This is a genomic window from Pseudomonas sp. KU26590 (assembly GCF_026153515.1).
Lineage (GTDB): Bacteria > Pseudomonadota > Gammaproteobacteria > Pseudomonadales > Pseudomonadaceae > Aquipseudomonas.
The window spans coordinates 1,542,897-1,564,952 of record NZ_CP110644.1; the positions used below are offsets into that span (position 1 = coordinate 1,542,897).

The following is a 22,056-nucleotide window of genomic DNA, read 5'->3' on the forward strand; positions in this document are numbered from 1 at the left end:
AAGTTTGCCTGCGGTCAGACAGCCGGATAGGGTTGCGTATCGCACCCTCTGGAGTCTGCATGTCCATTCGCATTCCATCCTCGCCTGCCCGCGCGGCAAGCGCTGCTCAAGCCCGCCTATTGATCGCCACGGCGAGCCGCCCATGAGGGGCGCGATTTTCCCGTGGCGCGAAGAAAACCAGTTCAACCTGCTGATCGACGGTCCTGCTTTTTTTCCGCGCATGATCGCCGCGATCGAAGGCGCGCAACAGCAGATCGAGCTCGAACTGTATCTGGTGGAAGCCGGCGCCTGCGCCGAAGCGATCGTGCAGGCGCTGGTCAGTGCGGCGAGTCGCGGGGTCATCGTGCGTTGTCTGTTCGATGGCTTCGGCGCAGCGGCTTTCACGCTCAGCCTGCGCAAGCAACTGACCGACGCCGGGGTGATCCTGCGCTTCTATAACCCTGTGCATTGGCGGCGGGGCTTTCGCAACCTCTACCGCGACCACCGCAAACTGCTGCTGGTCGACAAAGAACTGGCAGTGGTGGGTGGAACGGGGGTCACCGATGAATTCTGGCGGCCGGACCTGAACACCAGTGAGTGGCATGAAGTGATGGTCGAGATTCGTGGCCCACTGGTGATCGACTGGCAAGCGCTGTTCGACCGCCAGTTTCACGCCAACCCTCGCCGACGGGCGTGGCGCCCAGCGGAAAACTTCGGTCTGCCGCGCTTGCCCGAGGCGCCCGACGGCGGGCAGGGTCTGGGCCGTGTGGCCTACGCCGATTCCCGTCAGCATCGGGACATCGTGCAGTCGCTGGTGCGCGCGCTGAACACCAGCAGGACGCGTATCTGGCTGGCGACCCCGTATTTCCTGCCGACTTGGAAAGTTCGCCGCGCCTTGCGTCGAGCGGCCTCGCGGGGCGTCGATGTGCGCTTGTTGCTCACAGGGCCGCGCACCGATCACCCGTCGGTTCGCTACGCCGGCCACCGTTATTACCCGCGCTTGCTCAAGGCCGGGGTGAACATCTTCGAATACCAGCCGTGCTTCCTGCACCTTAAGATGGTGCTGATCGACGACTGGGTCAGCGTAGGCTCCTGCAACTTCGATCACTGGAACCTGCGCTTCAACCTGGAAGCCAACCTCGAAGCCATTGACCCCGCGCTGACCGACGCGGTGGCGGCCAGCTTCACCAAGGACTTTGCCGTCAGCAGTGAAATTACGCTGGAGGGCTGGAAATCCAGGCCGCTGTGGCGACGGGCCCAGGAGCGGGTCTGGGGGTGGCTGGATCGATTGGTGGTGAATGTGCTGGATCGGCGGGGATAAGCGCCTTGCATTGATGTCGCCCACAAAAAAGCCCGACACGCAGGTCGGGCTTTTCCGTTTTAGCGTTTGAAACGCTTACTGCACTTCTACCGCCAGGCTTTCACTGATCTTCTTCTGCCAGATGGCGGGACCGGTGATGTGAACCGACTCGCCCTTGCTGTCGACTGCAACAGTGACCGGCATGTCTTTGACCTCGAACTCGTAGATCGCTTCCATGCCCATTTCAGGGAAGGCCAGCACTTGCGACTTCTTGATTGCCTGAGCGACCAGATAAGCGGCGCCGCCGACGGCCATCAGGTAAACGGCCTTATGGTCCTTGATCGCTTCGATGGCGGTCGGGCCGCGCTCGGATTTGCCGATCATGCCCAACAGGCCGGTCTGCTCGAGGATCTGGCGGGTGAACTTGTCCATCCGCGTCGCAGTGGTAGGACCGGCAGGCCCCACCACTTCATCACCGACCGGATCGACCGGGCCGACGTAATAGATGAAGCGACCCTTCAGGTCCACCGGCAGGGTTTCGCCCTTGTTGAGCATCTCGACCATGCGCTTGTGCGCCGCGTCGCGACCGGTGAGCATTTTGCCGTTGAGCAGGACAGTTTCGCCCGGCTTCCAGCTCTGTACGTCTTCCGGCGTCAGGGTGTCGAGGTTGACGCGACGAGCCGACGGGCCGGCTTCCCAGACGATCTCGGGGTAGGCGTCCAGCGGCGGTGCTTCCAGCGAAGCCGGGCCGGAGCCGTCGAGCACGAAGTGGGCGTGACGGGTGGCGGCGCAATTAGGGATCATGCACACCGGCAAGGACGCTGCGTGGGTCGGGTAATCCATGATCTTGACGTCGAGCACGGTGGTCAGACCGCCCAGGCCCTGGGCGCCGATGCCCAGCTGATTGACCTTCTCGAACAGCTCGATGCGCATTTCTTCAATACGGCTGGATGGACCACGCTTGATCAGCTCGTGGATGTCAATGGATTCCATCAAGACTTCCTTGGCCATGACCGCGGCTTTCTCGGCGGTACCGCCGATTCCGATGCCGAGCATGCCCGGTGGGCACCAGCCAGCGCCCATGGTCGGCACGGTTTTGAGCACCCAGTCGACGATCGAATCGGACGGGTTGAGCATCGCCATTTTCGATTTGTTTTCCGAGCCGCCGCCCTTGGCCGCCACGTCCACTTCCACGGTATTGCCCGGAACGATGGAGTAGTGAATGACCGCCGGGGTGTTGTCCTTGGTGTTTTTGCGGGCGCCGGCCGGATCGGCAAGGATCGAGGCGCGCAGGACGTTTTCCGGCAGATTGTAGGCGCGACGCACGCCTTCGTTGATCATGTCGTCCAGGCCCATGGTCGCGCCATCCCAGCGCACGTCCATGCCGACGCGGACGAACACGGTAACAATACCGGTGTCCTGGCAGATCGGCCGATGGCCGGTGGCGCACATGCGCGAGTTGATCAGAATCTGAGCCATGGAATCCCGTGCGGCAGGGGATTCTTCACGCAGGTAGGCCTCGTGCATGGCCTGAATGAAATCAACGGGGTGGTAATAGGAGATGAACTGCAGCGCGTCGGCGACGCTCTGGATCAGGTCATCCTGCTTGATCACGGTCATGGGCGTTCTCCTCTCTCAGGCGGGAACTTTGAATAGGGCTGTTCGCGCAGGGTGTGATGGACACTCGCGCGAACGGCCTTTGGCCCGGCTGCCCATCAGGCGCCGTGGCAGGAAAAGGCGCGGCAGTATAGCGCCTGACCGCCGGCGCGACACCCTGCCGCAGGGTAAACATTGGTATTAACAGCAGGGGGCTCTGAATGGCAAGGTGCCGGCGCTGCTTCAGCCACTGCAGCGCTGCGGCGCCGGCGAGTCAAGCGGGAGAATAGGTCCGCGGCGTGGCGAATCCGTAATTCGGGCCTAAGTGAAAACCCTGATCTCTTCCGCCTTTCAACCGTTTGAGGGGCAGGGTAGTCACGATGCCTGTATGGGTTTGGTGGTACCCAAACGATCCAATATGGCTGGGACCGCCAACGTAAATGACCTCGTCGTAGCCGATGACCGGCCTGCGCAGTACGTTGGCGATTTCCTGTGCGGCGCCGCTGGATCCACCCTCGCACGCCAACAACACAAGTGGCCGGTGAGCCTCGTATTCGGCCAGACGAGGCGCGATCTCCCGTTTTGCGACATTGGCAGCCGGCTCGAAGATCCCCTTGGCGTTCATCAGGTAGCCTTCTGGCGTGCCGTGTGTTTCAAAGCCCTTTAAATCACTCTCTCCCCAGAGTGCTTTATGAAACGTCACATCATGTTCGCCGCGGGTTTTTTCAAAGAGTACTTCAGCGCTGGACTCTCGACGCACTGCCGCCGAAGGCCCGCCGGGTTTGCGCCCTCCGATCCTGGCGACCGATCCGGCGAGGCCGCTCAGCGCGCCAGCCGCCAGCCCTGTCCCAAACGAAACCCAGCCCAACACGTTGCCGACGCTCTCATCCGCGCCGGTGGCCTGGCTTATCAGCCCTGCAACCCCTGTGGCGACGGACGCGACGTCCAGGGCGCCCGCGCCGATGATCATCGCTGCACTCGGCGTCAGGGCGGCCCACCCGGCATAACCAAATGAGGCGATGACCGTGGACGCCGCTCCAAAGCTGGCGACCGCTGCAGCGATACCCATCGCCAGACCTGCCCCCGCCAAGAGGTAATTGACCCAGCTGTGGCCATCAGGATCGATCCGATTCACCGGATCCCCCGCACAATAAGCGTAAGGGTGGATGCCGCCCTTGCCGAAAGGGCTTTCGCTGTCGGGGCTTAAAAAGCACATCAGCACCGGATCGTAAGGACGATAGTCCCCCAGAATCTGTATGCCGGTCAGCGGTTCGTGGCGCTGGCCTGCGTAGCCGAATGGCACCGCGTGCGTATTTCGGGCCTCGACACCGTAAGCGTTGTAGCGGCGTGTTTGCACGGTGCTACGGGACTCAAGGCGCACGCTTCCCTGCCCATCTGCTCCCAGCAACGTGGTTTCGCGCAGAGCCGCAGTGACTTTACTGACGGCAAACAGGCCCGTTTCACCGGAGTTGAATTGCAGGCTGACGTCGCCCGTCATTTCGTGGGTCAGTTCTTCGCCGCTGTAAAAGCTGCGGCTCAGCGTGCCGTCGACCGTGCGATCGACCAGACGGCCGTGAGCCGTGTAGCCGTACTGGCAGGATCGGCCATCCTGGCGGATTTCAATCAGACGATCATGGGCGTTCCAGACCATGCGACGTCCCAGGCTGTCACTGACGACGCGCCCGCAGTCGTCATAGTTGAGCTTCACTTCCCTGGGCCATGACGGGTGGGTATGGGTGACCACCTCCAGCTGAACCGGGTTGTGGGTGGCGTAGGTGAAGCGGGCCTCATCGACGCTGGTGTCGGCATAGGTGGTCACCACCTTTTCATGACCGTTGAGCGAGTTGTAAGTGAAGGCCTGGCTGACGATGGGATTGCCGAAAGGGTCTTGCGGGGCTGCGTCTGCGGCAAAGGCGACCAGGCGGCCCCTGATGTCGTACTCGAAGGTTTCCTTAAGGGTCCGGGAGTCTTCGGTCCAGGTGCGCGAGGTGATCTGGTCCAGCGCCGAATAGCTCAATGTCTGAGTGCAGGTGTGCGACTGGCCGTCGGTCGTCACGGCGGTGAAGGTCCGCGTGTGCTCGCGTCCCAGACTGTCGTACGTCAGTGCGGTGGTCAGTTTTCCCGCGTCGAGCTGATCCTTGACGGAGATTTCAGCGAGGCGGGAAAGGGCGTCGTAGCGATAGCAGGTAACGAGATTACCGACCCGTGTTTCCGAAACTCGGCCATGGCTGTCGAAACTGCGCCGATGTGGCGTGCCCATCGCGTCATCGAACCCTTGAAGCAAACCGTTCAGCGAATAATGCCAGCGGGTCCCATGACGGGCATCTCCAACGGTCCACGTGTCCTGATCGGGCTGCCCGGACGGGGTAAAACCGAAGGACTCGGCGCCCAGCGCACCGCTTGCCGAGGCGGGCATGCCCAAAGGGTGATAGGCGATGGTCTGCGCTGGCTGGTCGTGAGGGGTGACACTGAGCAAACGGTTGTTCAATTCCGGCTCGTAGGTGAATTCGACGCGCTTGCCGTCGGCCAAGGTGTTGGCCGTCGGCGCAAGTTGTCCTTTCGCGTAATGAAAGCGCGTGAGACAGCCCGCTGCTTCCACCGAAAGCTGACGACCCAGGCCGTCGAAGGTCTGACGACCAATGATGAGAGTAGGGGTCATGGTTCCAATCCCTCGAGATAATGTCAGACAAGTCTGTCCACGATTCAACCTGCGACTACTGTGCCGTCAGGGTGATAAATATTGGATTTCGCCGCCTTGTAAGTGGTCTTCAAGGCTTTGAAAGGGTTGCCCGTCGCACGCATCCGCTCCAGGTAGGAGGTGGCTTGGGTGGGTATATTTGCCGCGTTAGGGTTCAATTGGAGATTGGCGAAGCCTTTGACGAACACCTTCCCAGTGAATCCTTGAACGGGGCGGCCCAGCTCCTTGGCAATCTCCAGCGCAGCACCGTTCTTCCCGCCCCAGCACGACAGCAACACGAAGGTGTCATCAGCCCCAGTGCCAAGCGCTTGGAGTCGGGGGGCTATGACCTCTCTTGCAACGTCGGCTGCTCGCATTGTTTTACCATCAGGCCCCATCAGCAGCGCGCGTTTCAGATCTCCGTGCGTCAGGAGGGCGGCGCGGTTGCTGCCCAGATAGGTATCGATGAAACCGACGTCCACTCCTCTGGATGTGTGTTGCGCAAGCAACTCTCCACTGCCAAGACGACCAGGTTTGGGCAAGGTCCAGCCCTGCTTGATGTCCATTGCCTTGAGCCTGCTCCCTGCATTTTTCAGCGTAAACAGTTTCAGGCCGATTCCTGCCCCGGCAAGGCTGGCGACCATGGAAACGCCGCCTAAAATGCCGGATGCGGCGCCGTCAGCGCCGGTCGCTTCCAGGGCCAGGCTGGCAACGCCCGTCGCCATGCCGACGATGTCCAGCGCCACACCGACAAGTCCCGCTATTTGCCCGGTCGTCAGCAGGGCTGCCCCGGAACTGATCAACGCACCTGCCACGGGCAAGGCAGCGATTACCGCGGGAATCACCGCGACAAGCCCCAATGCCAGCCCGGCGCCGGCGATGGCGTAGTTCACCCAGCTATGGCCGTCAGGGTCCACACGATTGACCGGATCCCCGCCACACCATGCGTATGGATTGATGCCGCCCGGCCCGAACGGACTGTCGGTGTCAGGTGCGAGAAAGCACATTAGTATCGGGTCATAAGGTCGATTGCCGCCCGGAATGCAAAGGCCAGACAAGGGTTCGAGCTGCTCGCCCGTATAGCCGAATGCAAGGTCGCCAACGTCTGATGCCTGGGCGCCGTGGGCGGTGTAGCGCCGTGTGCGCACTGTGCTGCCGGCCTCAATGCGCAGGCTGCCTTGTGCGTCGGTGCCAAGCAGGAGGGTCTGGCGGATGCCTCCTGTCACTTTGTTCACGGCAAACAACGCGCTGAGGTCGGAGATCAGTTCGATGCTGTCTTTGCCGCAACATTGATGGGTGAGTTGATCGGCGCTGTAGAAATCCCGGGTCAGGACGCCGTCCACTTCACGGTCAGTGAGTTGCCCACTGGGGTCGTAGCGGTACTTGCAGGTGCCTGAGGGTGAACGGACTTCAGTCAGTCGTCCCTGGGCGTTCCAGTGCAGGTGGCGGCCAAGGCTGTCGTTGATCACGCGACCACATGCGTCATAACCCAGCGTGACCTCTGCTGGCCAGGCCGGATGGGTGTGGGTGACTTTAACCGGACGGGTAGGGTCGTCGACGGCATAGGTGAAACGGGCTTCGTCGCAGGTCCCGTCAGCGTAGGTGCTCACCACCTTCTCATGGCCGTTACAGGCATTGAAGGTGAACACCTGCTCGACGATGAGGTTGCCGTAGGGATCTGGTGCCGCCGCGTGCTCATCCGCGAGGTAACGCACCAGTCTGTCGCGCACATCGTATTCGAAGCGCTCCTCGCTGCACGCTGCGCCTTCGGCCCAGGTTCGAGAAGCAATCTGGTCCAGTCCTGTGTAAGCAAGGGTCTGGGTGATCGTTCGAACGTCGGTTTTTTCCTCCTCGCCCGTTTGCGTGATCGTGAAGGTGCGCGTGTGCTCACGTCCAACGGCGTCGTAGGTAATCGCGGTGGTCAGGACTCTGCCGCTTTCCGGGACACTCACACTGACGGTCGCCGGTCGAGACAGGGCGTCATAGGTATAGGTGGTGTCCACCTCGCCAACGCGGGTAGCGCTCACTCGACCAGACGAATCGAACTGGCGCCGATGAGCAATACCCTTGGCATCGTGAAAGCCTTGCAGCAGGCCGCTGAACGAGTAGCGCCATGCGGTGGTGTGGGTCTGCCCGTCGACAGTCCAGCCGTCTTTGGTCGCCTGGCCTCCCGGGCTGAATGCAAAGGCCTGGCTGCCCAGTTCACCGGCGATCGTCGAAGGGTGCCCGAATTGTGCATGCCGGGTTATTTCCGTCGGGGCCTCTCCATCGGCTTCGACCCCGAGCAGGTGATTGTTCAGGTCCTTCTCATAAGTGAATCGGACCTCCTTGCCGTCGGCGAGCCTGGTCGAGGAGGGCGGTAGCTGCCCAACGCGGTATTGAAAGCGGGAGGTATGGCCTCCGACGCTGACTGACAGCTGACGACCCAGGCCGTCGAAGGTCTGACGACCGATTATCGTGGCGTTGTTCATGTTTTCGATCCTTCGAAATGTCCCATCCAGTGGGAAGCCTGCGATTTGCCGCAGGCTTCCCGTTCATGACTTCGGGTGCTCGGATGCCGTGCTCAAGACGCCAGGGTGACGAGGGGCGCAGTGACGGCGATTGACTCAGGGTGGTTGTCATCGCTGTGAGCGGCGAAGGTCCAGTTCACGACCGTGTCGTCAGCCAGCCGCTGCTCGACGATGCGCCCGTATGCGTCCAGCTCAACGCACGTCACGCGATCTGCCTCGCCAGGTACCCGGAGGGTTGTTCGGGTAATACGGTCCAGTCCGTCCCGCTGCCATTCCTTGGTCCGAATCAACACACCGTCGGCGTCGTGCAGCTGTTCCTTGATCGCGCTGCCAGCCGCATTGTGCTGCGTGAGCGTACTTGGCCCCTTGAGTGATCCACCCTGTTGCCAGCTGTTGGCAGTGAGGCTCACCGGATTGTGCTCGGTATGACTCTCGACACCATCGGGGGTAATGCTCAGGCTTGCCTGGCCCCAGTCATCGTAGTGCGTCCGGGTCGTCAGTCCGAGTGCGGTCACGATCGCCGGATCCTCGGGATCGCGCAGCCAGTCCTGTTGCGTTTCGCTGACGGTGCGGCCTTCGGCGTCGAACACACAGCAGGCAATTTCACGGAACACGTCAGGGGCGTGGTCGATGTCTTCAAGCTCCACGCGGACAGTGCGGCCCTCGCCATCGAGCCATTGGCGGCGACGCTGACCCGTCGAATGACGATGCTCGATCATCAGCGGATTCTCGTTCCCGGTCCTGCAATCGTGTGCTTTCTGATCGTTCACATGGTAGGTGGAAGTGCGCCGGGCTTCGTAGCGGCTGTCATCGGCGGTCACCGCAAGCGTCACGCGACCGAGCACATCGTAGGCGTAACGCGAGACGACGCCAGCCTGATTCCGTTCCCGTGTGAGCCTTCCCGTAAGGAGCGATCGGGCGCCGCTTTGAGTCGCGCGCACGAGTTCGGTGTTCTCGAAACCGGTGAGAGTGGTGTGCGTACCCAGCTCGTCCTCGCTCAGCTCATAGCGGAAGCTCGTCGTGGTGGCTTTGCCATTGAGTGTCGTGACTTTGCTGTCGAGACGCCCATAGTGCGGTCCCGGTTCAGTCGCGTAGGTCTGAGTGGTGGTTTCCAGCAGGCGACCATGGCTCTCTTCCCGAACGGTCTCGCTGTTCACCACGACAAACGCGGGTCCGCCTTCAAGCTTTGAGGCCAGCGCTTCGTAGGTGTAGGTGGTGGAGATGACGGGCGCGCCGCCGTAAGTGCCGTCATCGAGGCGCGCAGGTTTGATGGTCTTCTTCTTCAGATGCCGGACCAAGCCCAATGCGTTGGGCGGACAACCGGTGCCATCGGCCGAAGCGGGAATGCCTTCGGCGGGGTAATACTCGCTGTGCTCTTCTACACCGGCGGGCGATCGGGTGAATATGAGGTTGCCCGACACGTCGTAGCGATAGTCGGTTTGCTCGCTGCGTTGCAGACCTGCGCGACTATGGTCGATGTAGGTGACGGTCTGCTGATGCGGCAGCTGGTACCACGCGGGCTGGCCGTCCCAGTCGGCCTCGGGGTCAAGGCCGAAAGTGGTTTCGATACGGCTCTCGGCGCTGCCCCGGCGTGTTACTTCGCGGGTCATTAAGTGGAAGCGGTTCCACGTCCGGGTGAGGGTCGCAAGTGTGTCACCGTGGGGGCCGGCCAGGGTTTCAACCACTTCGTACTCGTAATCCTGGTCGACTTGATAGAGGTTGTCGCGGCCTTGCTGCCAGTCGAATGCCTGTTCGCTGCCGAACCCCAGGAAGTTATGGGCGCCGGACCATTCGTAGGCGCGGGTGAGCGCGGTAGCGTCCGTTCCCGCTGAATGAGTCCACTCCAGAACCCGGGGCAATACCTCGAAGGGTGCACCGGGCGGCAGACGATGGCCTTCTTCGCCGGTGGCCCAGATCACTGAATCGGTCGTGCCCAACGGGCTGGAAAGGCGGGTTGGCAGCAGAAGGTGGTTCTGGGCGTCGAGGGCATGATGGTCGTAGACAATGGAGAAGGGCGTCTCGATTCCAGGCAGGTAGATGTCACTCAGTTTGTCGTTGGCCAGTTGCAGGCGCACCGTCTCGTCCTCGCGTCCCGGCACCGAAAATACGACTTCGGCTCCATCGGTTTTCACCTCGAGCAGAACCCGGGCTTCATCGCGGATCGTTTCAAGGATGAAATCGTCATTGCCATGAGGCGCCCATTCGACGAATACGCGATTGCCTTCCGGGCTTCGCAGCTCGGTGGTCAGGTAGCGCGCGCTGTCGTGCTGTCGGGTGAGTATTTCGGTCTGACCGTTTTTCTGATCCACGCGGAACCCATCTTCCTGCTCGCACGTCACCACCATGGATTTGAGTTTGGCGTCGAACAGCTTGAGCTCAGTGCCCGGCGTGAAAGTGGTGTCGTCCAGGTCGACGGCGAACTGTTCACCCGTCGACAGGCGCAACGACGGCGCATCCTGTTGCAGATCGAGTTCGCTCAAGTCCAGCGACCAGCCCAGTCCGAACCCTTTGTTGCGGGTTGAGCCGAGTACACCGAAAGTGAGGGTGGGCGTGAGAGCGGGGCCGGCCAGATTGTTGGCCGGCAATAGAGGCAGTTTGAAAACGACAGTGAATTGTCCGGTGCGGACATCGACACCCGTCTTTATACAGTCCATGAAGTTGCTGGCTTGGGTATGAATGCTGGACATGCGAATTCTCTTTAGTGGTAAGCCATTAAGTGAAAAAAGCGCGTCAAGAGGGGCGATATGACGCGCTGGCGCAAGTTCGACTTACATGTCATGCATGATGAAATCTATCTCGTTGCCCGAATTCTTTTGGGTCATTTCAATGCCGTGCCAATTACCAAATTGGTCAAACACTATCCAGCGCTTAGGACCGTACGCCGGGGCGTCGGGCGCCAAACCGGCAGGACCGATCAGCTCCATGCGTAAAAAGCTCATCGCCCCGGGACGACTGTTTATTGCGACGGAAACATTTTGATAGCTGAAGTCTCGTGCAGCTCCAGGTTTGAATCCATAGTGAAACTGGGTTTCGTTGTAGTGGATGCCGGTGAGTGAAAAAAGCGGGTCGGCGCTTTTCCAGTCTTCGTAATAATAAGTGCTCTGGTCGCCATCCAGCGGGACGGCGTGGACAATCCGCAACGTCCGCTCCGCAAACTGCAAGTAATAGACGTCGATGTCTACGGCGGTCTTCTCGTTGTCGGTGGAGCCTTCGAAAGCATGGACTCGCTCCAGCGTAAAGTCGGTGCGTCTGCGGCGCGGGGAGCTGACGGTCTCCAGTTCTACATGCGAGTTGAAACGTGACGTGCTGGTAGCGTACTGAACCCCCTCTTCTTTCATGATTGCCGCATAAATCTTGTAACGTTCGCCACCATGGGCCAGTGTGGAGATATAGAAATCCCGGCTCCGCGCTGCGGATTCAAGCAGATTGTGAGGCGCAAAACCCGACGCGGCGTAGTATTCAAACTGTGTATTCTTTTTGAGCGATACCCTGAAAAAATCTTCCGGCTCGGCGTTATTGTTATTCGCCCATTCTGAACGCCCGGCACCTTGGCCGAAGCCACCGCCCAGATCGCGATAGTCGCTGCCGTCCTTTATCAGGAAGATCCAGATGCTGTCCATCTGTTGATTGGTAATTTCCTGGCCTTTGATCGGTGTCAGGCTGACCGTGACTTTGACTTGCTGATTGCCATTGTTGTAAAGCTTGTTCGAGTTGGACGTGACGTCAATCTTGAATTTGCTCAGCCATTTGGCGTCATCTTTGAATTCGATTCGCATGGGTAACCTTCCGTGGTTGTTGGGTGCAACCTGAGGTTACGCGTATGAGTCGTCCGCGTTGGCATAAATATATATTGGGTACGTCACGAGGTTTAACGTGATGTTTCGTAGGGAAGTCGCCCCCAACCGGACACGGTCGCGTCGAGTCGTACCAGATTCCTTACACTCAAACGGAAGTATCTTCGCGTCGGGCGACGGGCGCGTTGGCGAAACGCGCCGTTTCCTCTACATTGGCACTCTTCCCGGATGATCGAAGCGTTCGCTGAACATCTTCGACCAGCGGCGCGAAGCAGGCCCCTGTGGCCGGACAGGACGAAACCCTACACGATGACCAACCAGCCTCTTTTAGACGGATCTATCCAACGCTTGCGCCTAAAGCGTTTTGGCCTGGCAACCGGCACCTACGTGCTACTGATCGTGCTCGTCATGGTTGCGTATTGCACCGGCTACTATCACGCGACTTTTTTTGGCGTCTGGCTCGCCAGTGTGTCTGTGCTTCTGATGCAGGCCGTGCTGAGCCTGGTGTTCTTCTGCGGCTACAACCAGCGTTTCAAAGATCCCAGCCTGACCGAATTTCAAGTGCTGATGGGACTGGCCTGGCAGACGTTTGTGCTCGCCCATATGGATTCGGCCCGAGGCACGTTTCTGGTGTTCTATGTGCTGGTCTTGCTGTTCGGTCTCTTTCACTTGAGGCCGAAAGTCTTCCTCCGCTGCTCAGTGCTCGCCTTGCTGGGTTTCATAGGGCTGAACCTGTGGGATGCCGCGCACGGCCATCTCGACGATCCGGGGCTCGCCGCGCTGCAGACCTGCGCGCTGTTCATCATTTTCTCCTGGCTGTGCCTGTTCGCGCGCTTCGTCCAGAACTCGCGCAACCGCATGCACCAGCGCCGGATCACCCTGCAGGCGCATCAGGAAACCTTGCGCGGCATGATGTTGCAGCTCGAAGAGCTGGCGTCCACCGACGAGCTCACCAACCTCTATAACCGCCGGCACTTCCTGCGCATCGCCACCCGCGAACTCGAGCTTATGAACGGCAACTACACCGCAGGCCTGGCGCTGATCGACCTGGACCACTTCAAGCGAGTCAACGATCTTCATGGTCATGCTGCGGGCGACCGGGTGCTGCAGATCTTTGGCCAAACCGCCGCTCAGTGCCTGCGGGCCGATGACATTCTGGCCCGCTATGGCGGTGAAGAGTTCGTGTTGCTCATTCCGCGCTGTACCCGCGCTCAACTGATCGACTGCTGCGAACGCATCCGCCTGGCCTTCACCCACGTCACGCTGCCTGAATTTCCAGAGCTGGATCTGAGCCTGTCGATCGGCATGGCTATCATTGAGCGCGGTGACCGCATGGACCGCGCTTTACAGCGTGCCGATCAGTCGCTGTATCGCGCCAAGCACCAAGGCCGCAATCGCTGCCACGGCGCCTGGGATTACGCCGATGCCTGAGTTGCAAGTCGGCGACCGGAAATGGTCGGTTGCACCCGGGACTCATTTGCTCGACGCCTTGAACGACGCCGGTCTGTCCGTCCCCTACAGCTGCCGTGCCGGCAGTTGCCATGCCTGCATGGTGCGCTGCGTCAGCGGTGAGCCTCTGGATGCACAACCTGAAGCACTGGACCCGGCGAGGCGCGGCCAGGGCTGGCGGCTGTCGTGCCAGTGTCAGGTGGTTGGCGATCTGACGGTGGAAGTCTTCGACCCGTTGCGCGATGGCCTGCCAGCGACCGTCGTCGGTGCGGACTGGCTGAGTCCGTCGGTGCTGCGCCTGCGACTAGACCCCGAACGATCGTTGCGCTATCGCGTCGGCCAGCATCTGGTGCTGTGGACCGAGAGCGGCGTAGCGCGACCTTACTCGTTGGCGAGCGTGCCAGGGGACGATCCCTTTTTGGAGTTTCATATCGATTGCCAGCGCCCGGGCGCTTTCACTGATGTGGCGCGTACGCTGAAAAACGGCGATCCGGTCCGCCTCGGCGAACTGCAGGGCAGCGCGCTGCGTTACGACCCCGACTGGCAGGACCGGCCGTTATGGCTGTTGGCGGCGGGTACCGGATTAGCGCCGTTGTGGGGAGTGCTGCGCGAAGCGTTGCGGCAGGATCATCAGGGAGACATTCGCGTCCTGCATCTGGCGCGCGATGCTCAGGAGCATTACCTGACGGACGCCTTGAGCGAGCTGGCGGCCCGGCACTCAAATCTTTACGTGGAGTCGATCGAACTGTCAGCCTTTGCGGCTGTGCTGGGCGGATTGCGCGTGACATCACGCCAGACCATCGCGCTGGTGTGCGGGTCGCCTGTCAGCGTCGAGGCGTTTTCGAAACGGCTGTTTATCACGGGGTTGCCCCGTGGTCAGGTGCTCTCTGACGAGTTTGTCGAGAGAGGCTGAAGTCCGCCAACCGTTTGCCGGCTCGTCACACCATTCGCTCAGGCGAGAATACGCGTGACGAAGCTGCCGCCGGCTACCAGAATCCTTTCATCGACGGCTTTTACGTCATACGGAGTTGAAGACTCGGGTATGCCGGGGTAGTCGAGGCGTACCCAGCCTGAATCGGTCCCGAAGGCACGATCGAGAGAGCCATCCGTGTTGTAGCGCGCGACAATGAGGTAGCGGGGGTTAGACGTATGCCCTGCGGCGACGAGTTTGTCTCCGTCGTACGCTGCACTGAGCCATTGGAACAGATCGGGGACTGGGTCGGGGTTAAACGACTCATCAATTCTACCGTCCTTATCAAGACCAATAAGCGCTGCATTGCCGTTTGCACCCCGACCGCAAATAATCAGGTTCCCCTCCGTTGTTTCAACGCAGGCGCTCACACGAAAACCGGCATAGTCCTGCAGTGGAAGTTCTATGAAACCGCTTCCGCCATTTCCAAATCCAACATCCAATGCCCCCGTGTCGGTGTACCTGACCAAAAACGGATAGAAGTCGCCGGATTCACTTCTATGCTCGCCGACGGCCAAGACCTTTCCCGACGCCAAGACTAATAACGCACCCAGTGAGCTGGACCCCAGCGCCTCAGGGTAATGCACGTAGCCCACCTCATTGAAGGAAGTGTCCAGTTGGCCGGTGTCATTAATCCGGTAAATAACCGTTCTTTTCTCGACGGAGTACCACCAACCGACTATGAGCTTGCCAGAGGGTGTTAATCCGGTTCGCATGGGTGACGGGAGTGAATAACGTTGGCCTTCAACATCCGGCATAGGGTCGTTATCCGGTATTCCGTCGTTGCTTAGGGTGCCAGGATAAGGGAGCTGCATGATGCCGCCTTGTCCATAGTCCGGGTCCAGGGTGCCGTCGTGTGAGTATCGCGTTGCACAGGGAATAATCGGGCTACCAAGGGTCGTGGTGGTCACCACAATTAACGTCTTATCCTGTTCGACCTCGAAAGCGCCGATTGCCACAGATCTCTGTTGCGCCATGACCTGATCTTGAATAACGCCGTTTTTGCCGAAGCTGGCGTCAACGGTGCCAGTGTTCAGCAAGCGCGTTACAAGAAACTTCCCTTCTTCAGTACTTGAAGAGCCCGCAACCGATGGGCTAATCCCAGGCGCCCACGTCAAATTGCCTGCATATCCCATGGAAGCCGGTAAGTTGGCCAGTCCATCAGTACCAAAGTCCGGATCCGGCCCTCCACTGACAAGTGCGTCCTTGTTCATTTGATTTCCCCTTCCGATGGCGTTTTGAAAACTTGACTGTAGGCCTGTGCCTGTGCCGAATCTACTGGCATAAATGACAGTCGAAAGCGCGTGTCTGAACTGACTTTTGCTCAACCAGACCGCGCTTGACCAGTTCGTGTACAGGCTGCCCAGAGGCCAAGCGCCTGCTGATGCCTTCATCAAGAAAGCATGACGGTTTGAGGGGATTGATAGTTCACGACGCAATTAATAACTGATCTCTTATTTCGGCATTGTCACTATTTCTTAAATATTCGACCATTGGTCGGCGTGGGGGGCGAATTGTTCTTCGTGAATCGCAAGTAAGCGATGAGTGACTATAGTGAGCGCCAGGCGCGGCTTGTTTGGCACCTCAAGTTTTACTAAGGAGAATCGATGTTATGGAAAATAAAAACCAGTTTGTTTGTCCGATACAGCTTGGCAGCTCAAATATCGATTGGGCGCTAAGTACTGAAAATTTCGATGGGGCATCGAGCGGAATAATAGTTATAAAAGTGACATACCAGTATCTATTGTCAGATGATTCTAGTTTGGCTAATCCCCATGTCTGGATGATGCTCAATCCTCAAGAGGAGGAGGACCTACTCCTCAAAATCCCTTATGCCTTGGATAAGGATTCATCCCCCTCAGAAGGTGATGACTTGACAGTGGTGCCCCTTAGGGAGGACCCACTCTTCGCAATCCCTTATTTCGAGCATAAGTATTCAGCTCCTTCAGTGACCAAAGGTGACAAATTCACGTTGGAACTCGTTGTCGATACTCGGTCTATTGATTTCTCGGGCAGGAACATTGTATTCCGTCCGCAATTTCGGACGGTTGGATCCACGCGCCCTGTGTCCGCGCACAACTCACAAATTCCGTTTAAATCCTTTGAGATTAAATGCGAAGAGGTTCAATGCCAGGTTGAGGGGGTGCACTCAAAAGTCTATGCGTGTCACAGACCAAATAAACCCTGAGCGCCACTTGATTGCTGCATGGGACGTTGTTCATGCCCATGAACGCTGGCAGTAAAAAAAATAATTCTGCTAGTGCTCACAGCGCGCCGGCGTATCAGTGAGCGACTATCACGACAGCAATAAAAAAGCCCCGCACTCTCACGAGGCGGGGCTTTTTGGTGTTGCGGTGCCGCTTAAACCATTGGGTCGCCGACGTGCAGGATCTTCATGCCGTTGGTGCCGCCGATGGTGTGATAGCTGTCGCCCTTGGTCAGGATGACCCAGTCGCCTTGCTCAACCAGACCGCGCTTGACCAGTTCGTCCACAGCCGACTGGCTGACCTGACCTGGCGGCAATGCCGCCGGGTCGAACGGAATGGTGTAAACGCCACGGAACATCGCCGCGCGCGCCTGGGTGCCGCGGTGCGGGGAGAACGCGTAGATCGGTACCGAGGAACGAATCCGCGACATGATCAGCGGGGTGTAGCCGCTTTCGGTCAGCGCGATGATCGCTTTCACGCCAGGGAAGTGGTTGGCGGTGTACATGGCGGCCAGCGCGATGCTTTCGTCACAACGGGTGAAGGAGTGACCGACGCGGTGGCTGGAGGTCTTGCCGGTCGGATGACGTTCAGCGCCGACGCAGATGCGCGCCATCGCCTCAACGGCTTCAACAGGATAAGAGCCAGCGGCACTTTCAGCGGACAGCATCACGGCGTCGGTGTAGTCGAGCACGGCGTTGGCCACGTCGGACACTTCAGCGCGGGTTGGCATCGGGCTGGAAATCATCGATTCCATCATCTGCGTAGCAACGATCACCGCCTTGTTATGGCGACGTGCGTGCAGGATGATTTTCTTCTGGACGCCCACCAGCTCGGCATCGCCGATTTCCACGCCCAGGTCGCCACGGGCAACCATGACCGCGTCACTGGCGCGGATCAGCGCATCGAGGGTTTCGTCGTTGGCGACGGCTTCGGCGCGTTCGATCTTCGCCACCAGCCAGGCCGTGCCGCCGGACTCGTCACGCAGCTTGCGCGCGTATTCCATGTCGGCCGCATCACGCGGGAACGAGACGGCCAGGTAGTCCAGGTCCATTTCGGCAGCGAGTTTGATGTCCTGCTTGTCTTTCTCGGTCAGCGCCGGAGCTGTGAGGCCGCCGCCGCGACGGTTTATGCCTTTGTGATCCGACAGCGGGCCGCCGATGGTCACGGTGCAATGCAGTGCATCGGCGGTTTGCGTGTCGACGCGCATGACCACACGCCCATCGTCCAGCAGCAGCTCGTCGCCGACGCCGCAGTCCTTGACCAGATCGGGGTAATCGATACCCACGATGTCCTGGTTGCCGTCGGTCAGAGGATGGCTGGTGGAGAAGATGAACTTGTCACCTACCTTCAGCTCGATCTTCTTGTTGACGAATTTGGCGATGCGGATTTTCGGGCCTTGAAGGTCACCCAGCAACGCGACGAACCGGCCGTTCTTGGCGGCGATGTCGCGGATCAGCTTCGCGCGAGCCTTGTGCTCGTCGGGCGTGCCGTGGGAGAAGTTCAGGCGGGCGACGTCCAGGCCAGCAAGAATCAGCTTCTCGATGACTTCTGGCGAATTACTGGCAGGGCCCAGTGTGGCTACGATTTTGGTGCGGCGAACGGTCATGCACAAACTCCTTAAATGAAGCGCAGCGAGAGGCTACTACTGTATTGCTCTGTAGTCATTGTTCCTTTGCACTACCTGACCCCCATATCGCTGGGCAATCGGCAGGCCGGCGGGGCTCAAATCGGCCTTGAAGAAATCCCGGAATACGCCGATACAAGGGCTGAGCACAGGAGACTCTCATGCGAATCGTGATGATATTAGTAGCGCTGCTTGCCTTGGGTGGTTGCACCCGCTGGGCAATGAACAGCCATTTGAACAATGCCAACCGCGCCTACGCCCAGGGCGACTGTGACGCGGTGATGTACAACCTGTCGAAAGTCGATCGGGAGAGCCGTTCGCGTCGCTACGTGCAGCCCGAAGTGTCGATGTTGCGTGGTCAGTGCCTGGAGCGCCAGAAGTTCTACATGGATGCGGTGCAGACCTACCAGTACATCATCATCCAGTTCCCGGAAAGCGAGTATGCGTTCCGTGCCAAGGCCCGCCTGGACACCCTGCATCAGCTGGGCCATGACAACCTGGCCCCGCCCGCCACACCGCGCGCTGCTTCACGCTAGATACACCCGAGTGGATATGCGGTCACGTTCGCGAGTGGATATCGCCCAAACCTGAGCTAGGCTGGGATGAGTAGGGACCTAAGTGTTTTGACGAAGGCGGCAGCGCCACTGATCCGAAAGCCAGGGCGATAAGCGTGATTAGCGCCGACTGGCCACGTGGATCAGTGACTTTTGCCAGTGCCGAATGAGTCAGATGTCGTCATCGGTTTTTCCACTGATGGATTCTGGCAATACGGGTCTGGCAGTTCCGTGCAACCGAATCCCAAAGCACTAGCGCGGCCATGCTCAATGGTCATCTCAGGGCGAGTGTCCGAATGCTTAATGAAAGACGAATAGAACGTCACCAACTGCCTTACTACCTGCAAGTGTTCAACCGGTACACCGATAAACCGTTGGGTTGCCTGGGGAACGTGTCAGAGCAGGGCTTGATGCTGATCAGCGATCTGCCCATTCTGGTGGGGGCCGATTTTCAGCTGCGCCTTAAAGTGCCCGACGGCAAGAACGGCCTCTACAACATCGATATCGACGCCAGCTGTCTGTGGTGTCATGAGGACGAAACCCCGCGCATCTTCGATTCCGGCTTCCGCCTGCAAGCGGCGCCTGCGGAATACTTCGTTCTCATTCAGGCCTTGCAGCACTACTTCAGTTTCTATCCGCTGGAAGCGTCCGCCTGAAGCCAGTCGCCCTACAGGGCGCCGGCTTTTTTCCAGCTCATGTATCGGCTCACCAGCTCTGGCCCCAACTCCCTGGGGCGCACATCCAGCACAGGGATTCCATGGGCGATCAAACGCTCGTGCAGTCCGCTGCGTGCGTTGAGCAGGTCGACCGTTCCACAATAGTCAACGGCCTGTTGCCAGATCTGCACCGGCGTTTGACGAAGATCGTCCAGCACGGCCTCCCGCAGGCTGGCAATCAGCACCCGGTGATGGCGACTCAGCTGTTTTACCGCTTCCAGTAACTGCTCGTCATCCTCGTCCCGCAGGTTGGTGATCAACACCACCAACGCCCGGCGCTTCTGCCGCGCGAGGATGTTTCGCATCGCCACCGCGTAATCGGCGGGGCGCTGGGTCGCGTGGACGTTGTAGAGGTGATTCAACAGCACGTTCAGCTGGCTGGCGCCTTTGGCGGGCGGCAGATGTCGGTCCTGTGCGCCCGCGAAGGTGGAAAGACCGACCGCATCGCCCTGACGCAAGGCCACGTAGCTCAGCAGCAGACAAGCGTTCAGCCCGTGGTCGAAGTGGGTCAGCTCCCCGTCGTGGCTGCGCATGCGTCGGCCACAGTCGAGCATGAACAGGATTTGCTGATCGCGCTCATCCTGATATTCCCGCGCAATGGGCGCACGATGCCGGGCCGTGGCCTTCCAGTCGATCTGCCGCAGGCTGTCGCCTTCACGAAATTCACGCAGTTGATGAAATTCCAAGCCCAGTCCCCGACGCGGTTGCTGGCGAATGCCGATCTGCCTGAGCCAGTTCTCGACGCCCAGCAGTTGCCCGTTCTGCAAACGCGCGAAGTCCGGGTACACCCGCACGACGTCATGGTTGGGCACATAGCGCCGGGATGACCACAGGCGCAACGGGCTTCGCATGAGGACCTCGGTCCGTTCGAAGGTGAAATCCCCCCGACTGGCCGGGCGCAGTCGATAGGTCAACTGGGCCGTGCGTTGCGGGCGCAGCACGACGTCCTGAGGCAGACTTTCGGTTTCATAGCGGGCGTCCGGCTCTGAGGGGCCATGATCAAAAAGAGTTATGTGCAGCGCGCGGGGTGAATCGTGTTCCAGCTCGACCCGCACCTCGCTCCAGCGTCCCATTCCCAGACTGCCGGTCAAGTGCCGCTTGACTCGAGGGGAGGGCAGGCGCCACAGCCAGGCCGCATCCAGCCCCGCAAGGGCAGCCATTCCCCACAGCAGGGTCCAGAAAAGGCCGTCCAGCCGCGCAATGGGACCTCGTCCCAATGCCTGCAGAATACCGAGCAGCACCGAGACGCCGAGCAGAACGGCCAGCCACCAGAGCATCCGTGTCGACGGCTTGAGCAGTTGCTTCATCGACGCGGCGCTGCCACCTGATCCAGCAATTGCTTGAGCACTTGATCCACCGACAACCCTTCGATGTCCAGCTCCGGCGCAAGCCTCACGCGATGACACAGCACCGCCAGGGCACAGCCTTTGACGTCGTCGGGCACCACGAACTCGCCGCCACGCAACAGTGCCCGCGCACGGGCTCCCCGAATCAGTGCGATGGACGCACGCGGCCCTGCGCCGAGTGTCAGGCCCGGCCAGGTGCGGGTGGCGCGGGCCAGCCGCACGGCGTAATCAAGGACCTGTTCATCCACCGGCAGATCGCCAGCGATGCGTTGCAGCGCCAGCACATCTTTTGCCTGCATCAAGGTTCGCAGGGGCTGGACGTCGAGCATGTCGGAGCGCGTCGAACGGGTGACCTGGCGGACCATATCCAGCTCTTGATCAGCCTGGGGATAATCCATACGCACTTTGAGCATGAAGCGGTCGAGCTCGGCTTCGGGCAGTGGGTAAGTGCCTTCCTGCTCGATCGGGTTCTGCGTCGCGAGCACCATGAACGGTTGCGGCACGGGCAGCGCGCGGCCCTCCAGGGTGACCTGACGTTCCTGCATCGCCTCAAGCAGCGCGGCCTGAGTCTTGGCCGGTGCGCGGTTGATCTCGTCCGCGAGCAGCAGATGGGTAAACAGCGGCCCCTTGCGCAGCTTGAACTGTTCGCTCTGCATGTCGTACACGGCATGGCCGGTGACATCGCTGGGCATCAGGTCGGGGGTGAACTGAATGCGCGCGAACTCGCCGCCGAAACACCGGGCGAGCGCCCGCACCAGCAGCGTCTTGCCCAGCCCGGGCACGCCTTCCAACAACACATGGCCACCGCCGATCAGCGCCGTCAGGACATCATCAATGACGGCGTCCTGGCCGATGACCGCTTTTTGCAACTCGTGCCGCACCGCCTGCGCCAGGTGAATCGCACGCTGGCGCTGCTGCGCCGGATGGCTGCCCGAAGCGGTGGCCGGCTCGCTGTGCTTGTGGTCCACGGCTGCGGGTTCAGGGATGGGAAGGTGATTGGCCGCGTGGCCTGGCTCGGTCGGTTGATCGCTCAGCGATTCCCGAACCGTGCCGACGGTTGAATCTGTTTTATCTGTCATTGATCAGGTGCTTACCTAATTCAGCGGGTTTTGAGAGTGTAATCGCACTTTATCAACGCAATCCGAAATACCACGCGGCATCACTCGAACCCGCCGCGAATTTACTGATTGCACGGTGTAGGCAGAAGCGCGACCGATGGGCGTGCCGATCAGCCTCCACCGCCACCCCTCCAGAAGCCCGGTTTGCAGCCGATACTGTGTAGAAGACTGCCTAAGGACGGCGGCCCTTCCGATCTCCGGTACGGTGTAAACGCG

The 22,056-nt window shown here is 60.0% G+C and carries 15 protein-coding genes; 6 read left to right on the forward strand and 9 right to left on the reverse strand.

The window, feature by feature from the left end:
- Window positions 1-142 precede the first annotated feature (142 nt).
- Window positions 143-1,300, forward strand: coding sequence for a phospholipase D-like domain-containing protein (locus OKW98_RS07025; RefSeq protein ID WP_265388522.1), 1,158 nt, complete (start codon window positions 143-145; stop codon window positions 1,298-1,300).
- 75 nt (window positions 1,301-1,375) lie between these two features.
- Here OKW98_RS07025 and OKW98_RS07030 read toward each other — a convergent pair whose 3' ends face one another.
- From OKW98_RS07030 to OKW98_RS07050, 5 genes are all read right to left on the reverse strand, one after another.
- Window positions 1,376-2,899, reverse strand: coding sequence for a fumarate hydratase (locus OKW98_RS07030; protein WP_265388523.1), 1,524 nt, complete (start codon window positions 2,897-2,899; stop codon window positions 1,376-1,378).
- Window positions 2,900-3,149: 250 nt separating this feature from the next.
- A complete protein-coding gene (locus OKW98_RS07035; RefSeq protein WP_265388524.1) occupies window positions 3,150-5,405 on the reverse strand; it encodes an RHS repeat-associated core domain-containing protein in 2,256 nt (751 codons plus the stop codon).
- Between the two features lie 173 nt (window positions 5,406-5,578).
- Window positions 5,579-8,023 (reverse strand): RHS repeat domain-containing protein, encoded by a 2,445-nt coding sequence (locus OKW98_RS07040; protein WP_265388525.1) that lies wholly within the window; start codon window positions 8,021-8,023, stop codon window positions 5,579-5,581.
- A 92-nt stretch (window positions 8,024-8,115) separates the two neighbouring features.
- Window positions 8,116-10,749, reverse strand: a complete 2,634-nt coding sequence (locus OKW98_RS07045) for an RHS repeat domain-containing protein (protein ID WP_265388526.1) — start codon at window positions 10,747-10,749, stop codon at window positions 8,116-8,118.
- Window positions 10,750-10,830: 81 nt separating this feature from the next.
- Window positions 10,831-11,838 (reverse strand): hypothetical protein, encoded by a 1,008-nt coding sequence (locus tag OKW98_RS07050; protein ID WP_265388527.1) that lies wholly within the window; start codon window positions 11,836-11,838, stop codon window positions 10,831-10,833.
- A gap of 327 nt (window positions 11,839-12,165) precedes the next feature.
- On the opposite strand from OKW98_RS07050, the gene OKW98_RS07055 reads away from it, so the two are divergent.
- Both OKW98_RS07055 and OKW98_RS07060 read left to right on the forward strand, forming a co-directional pair.
- Window positions 12,166-13,287 carry a sensor domain-containing diguanylate cyclase gene (locus tag OKW98_RS07055; protein ID WP_265388528.1) on the forward strand — a complete coding sequence of 374 codons (1,122 nt, stop codon included), beginning with the start codon at window positions 12,166-12,168 and terminating at the stop codon, window positions 13,285-13,287.
- Entirely contained in the window at window positions 13,280-14,218 is a 939-nt protein-coding gene (locus tag OKW98_RS07060) for an iron-sulfur-binding ferredoxin reductase (protein ID WP_265388529.1), read from the forward strand. The genes OKW98_RS07055 and OKW98_RS07060 overlap by 8 nt, the downstream gene beginning before the upstream one ends.
- A 38-nt stretch (window positions 14,219-14,256) precedes the next feature.
- Here the strand turns inward: OKW98_RS07060 and OKW98_RS07065 are convergent, their stop codons facing one another.
- Window positions 14,257-15,489 (reverse strand): hypothetical protein, encoded by a 1,233-nt coding sequence (locus OKW98_RS07065; protein ID WP_265388530.1) that lies wholly within the window; start codon window positions 15,487-15,489, stop codon window positions 14,257-14,259.
- A 398-nt stretch (window positions 15,490-15,887) separates the two neighbouring features.
- On the opposite strand from OKW98_RS07065, the gene OKW98_RS07070 reads away from it, so the two are divergent.
- A complete protein-coding gene (locus tag OKW98_RS07070) occupies window positions 15,888-16,463 on the forward strand; it encodes a hypothetical protein (protein ID WP_265388531.1) in 576 nt (191 codons plus the stop codon).
- Between the two features lie 173 nt (window positions 16,464-16,636).
- Here the strand turns inward: OKW98_RS07070 and pyk are convergent, their stop codons facing one another.
- Complete coding sequence (pyk, locus tag OKW98_RS07075; RefSeq protein ID WP_265388532.1) at window positions 16,637-18,088, reverse strand: pyruvate kinase; 1,452 nt, start codon at window positions 18,086-18,088, stop codon at window positions 16,637-16,639.
- 179 nt (window positions 18,089-18,267) lie between these two features.
- Here pyk and OKW98_RS07080 point away from each other — a divergent pair, with 179 nt between their 5' ends.
- Window positions 18,268-18,642: a tetratricopeptide repeat protein gene (locus OKW98_RS07080; RefSeq protein ID WP_265388533.1), complete on the forward strand. Its 375-nt coding sequence runs from the start codon at window positions 18,268-18,270 to the stop codon at window positions 18,640-18,642.
- Between the two features lie 314 nt (window positions 18,643-18,956).
- A complete protein-coding gene (locus OKW98_RS07085) occupies window positions 18,957-19,316 on the forward strand; it encodes a PilZ domain-containing protein (protein WP_265388534.1) in 360 nt (119 codons plus the stop codon).
- A gap of 11 nt (window positions 19,317-19,327) precedes the next feature.
- Here OKW98_RS07085 and OKW98_RS07090 read toward each other — a convergent pair whose 3' ends face one another.
- Both OKW98_RS07090 and OKW98_RS07095 read right to left on the reverse strand, forming a co-directional pair.
- Window positions 19,328-20,683: a DUF58 domain-containing protein gene (locus OKW98_RS07090; protein ID WP_265388535.1), complete on the reverse strand. Its 1,356-nt coding sequence runs from the start codon at window positions 20,681-20,683 to the stop codon at window positions 19,328-19,330.
- A complete protein-coding gene (locus tag OKW98_RS07095) occupies window positions 20,680-21,756 on the reverse strand; it encodes an AAA family ATPase (protein WP_416148437.1) in 1,077 nt (358 codons plus the stop codon). Before OKW98_RS07095 ends, OKW98_RS07090 begins: the two co-directional genes overlap by 4 nt.
- Window positions 21,757-22,056 lie beyond the last annotated feature (300 nt).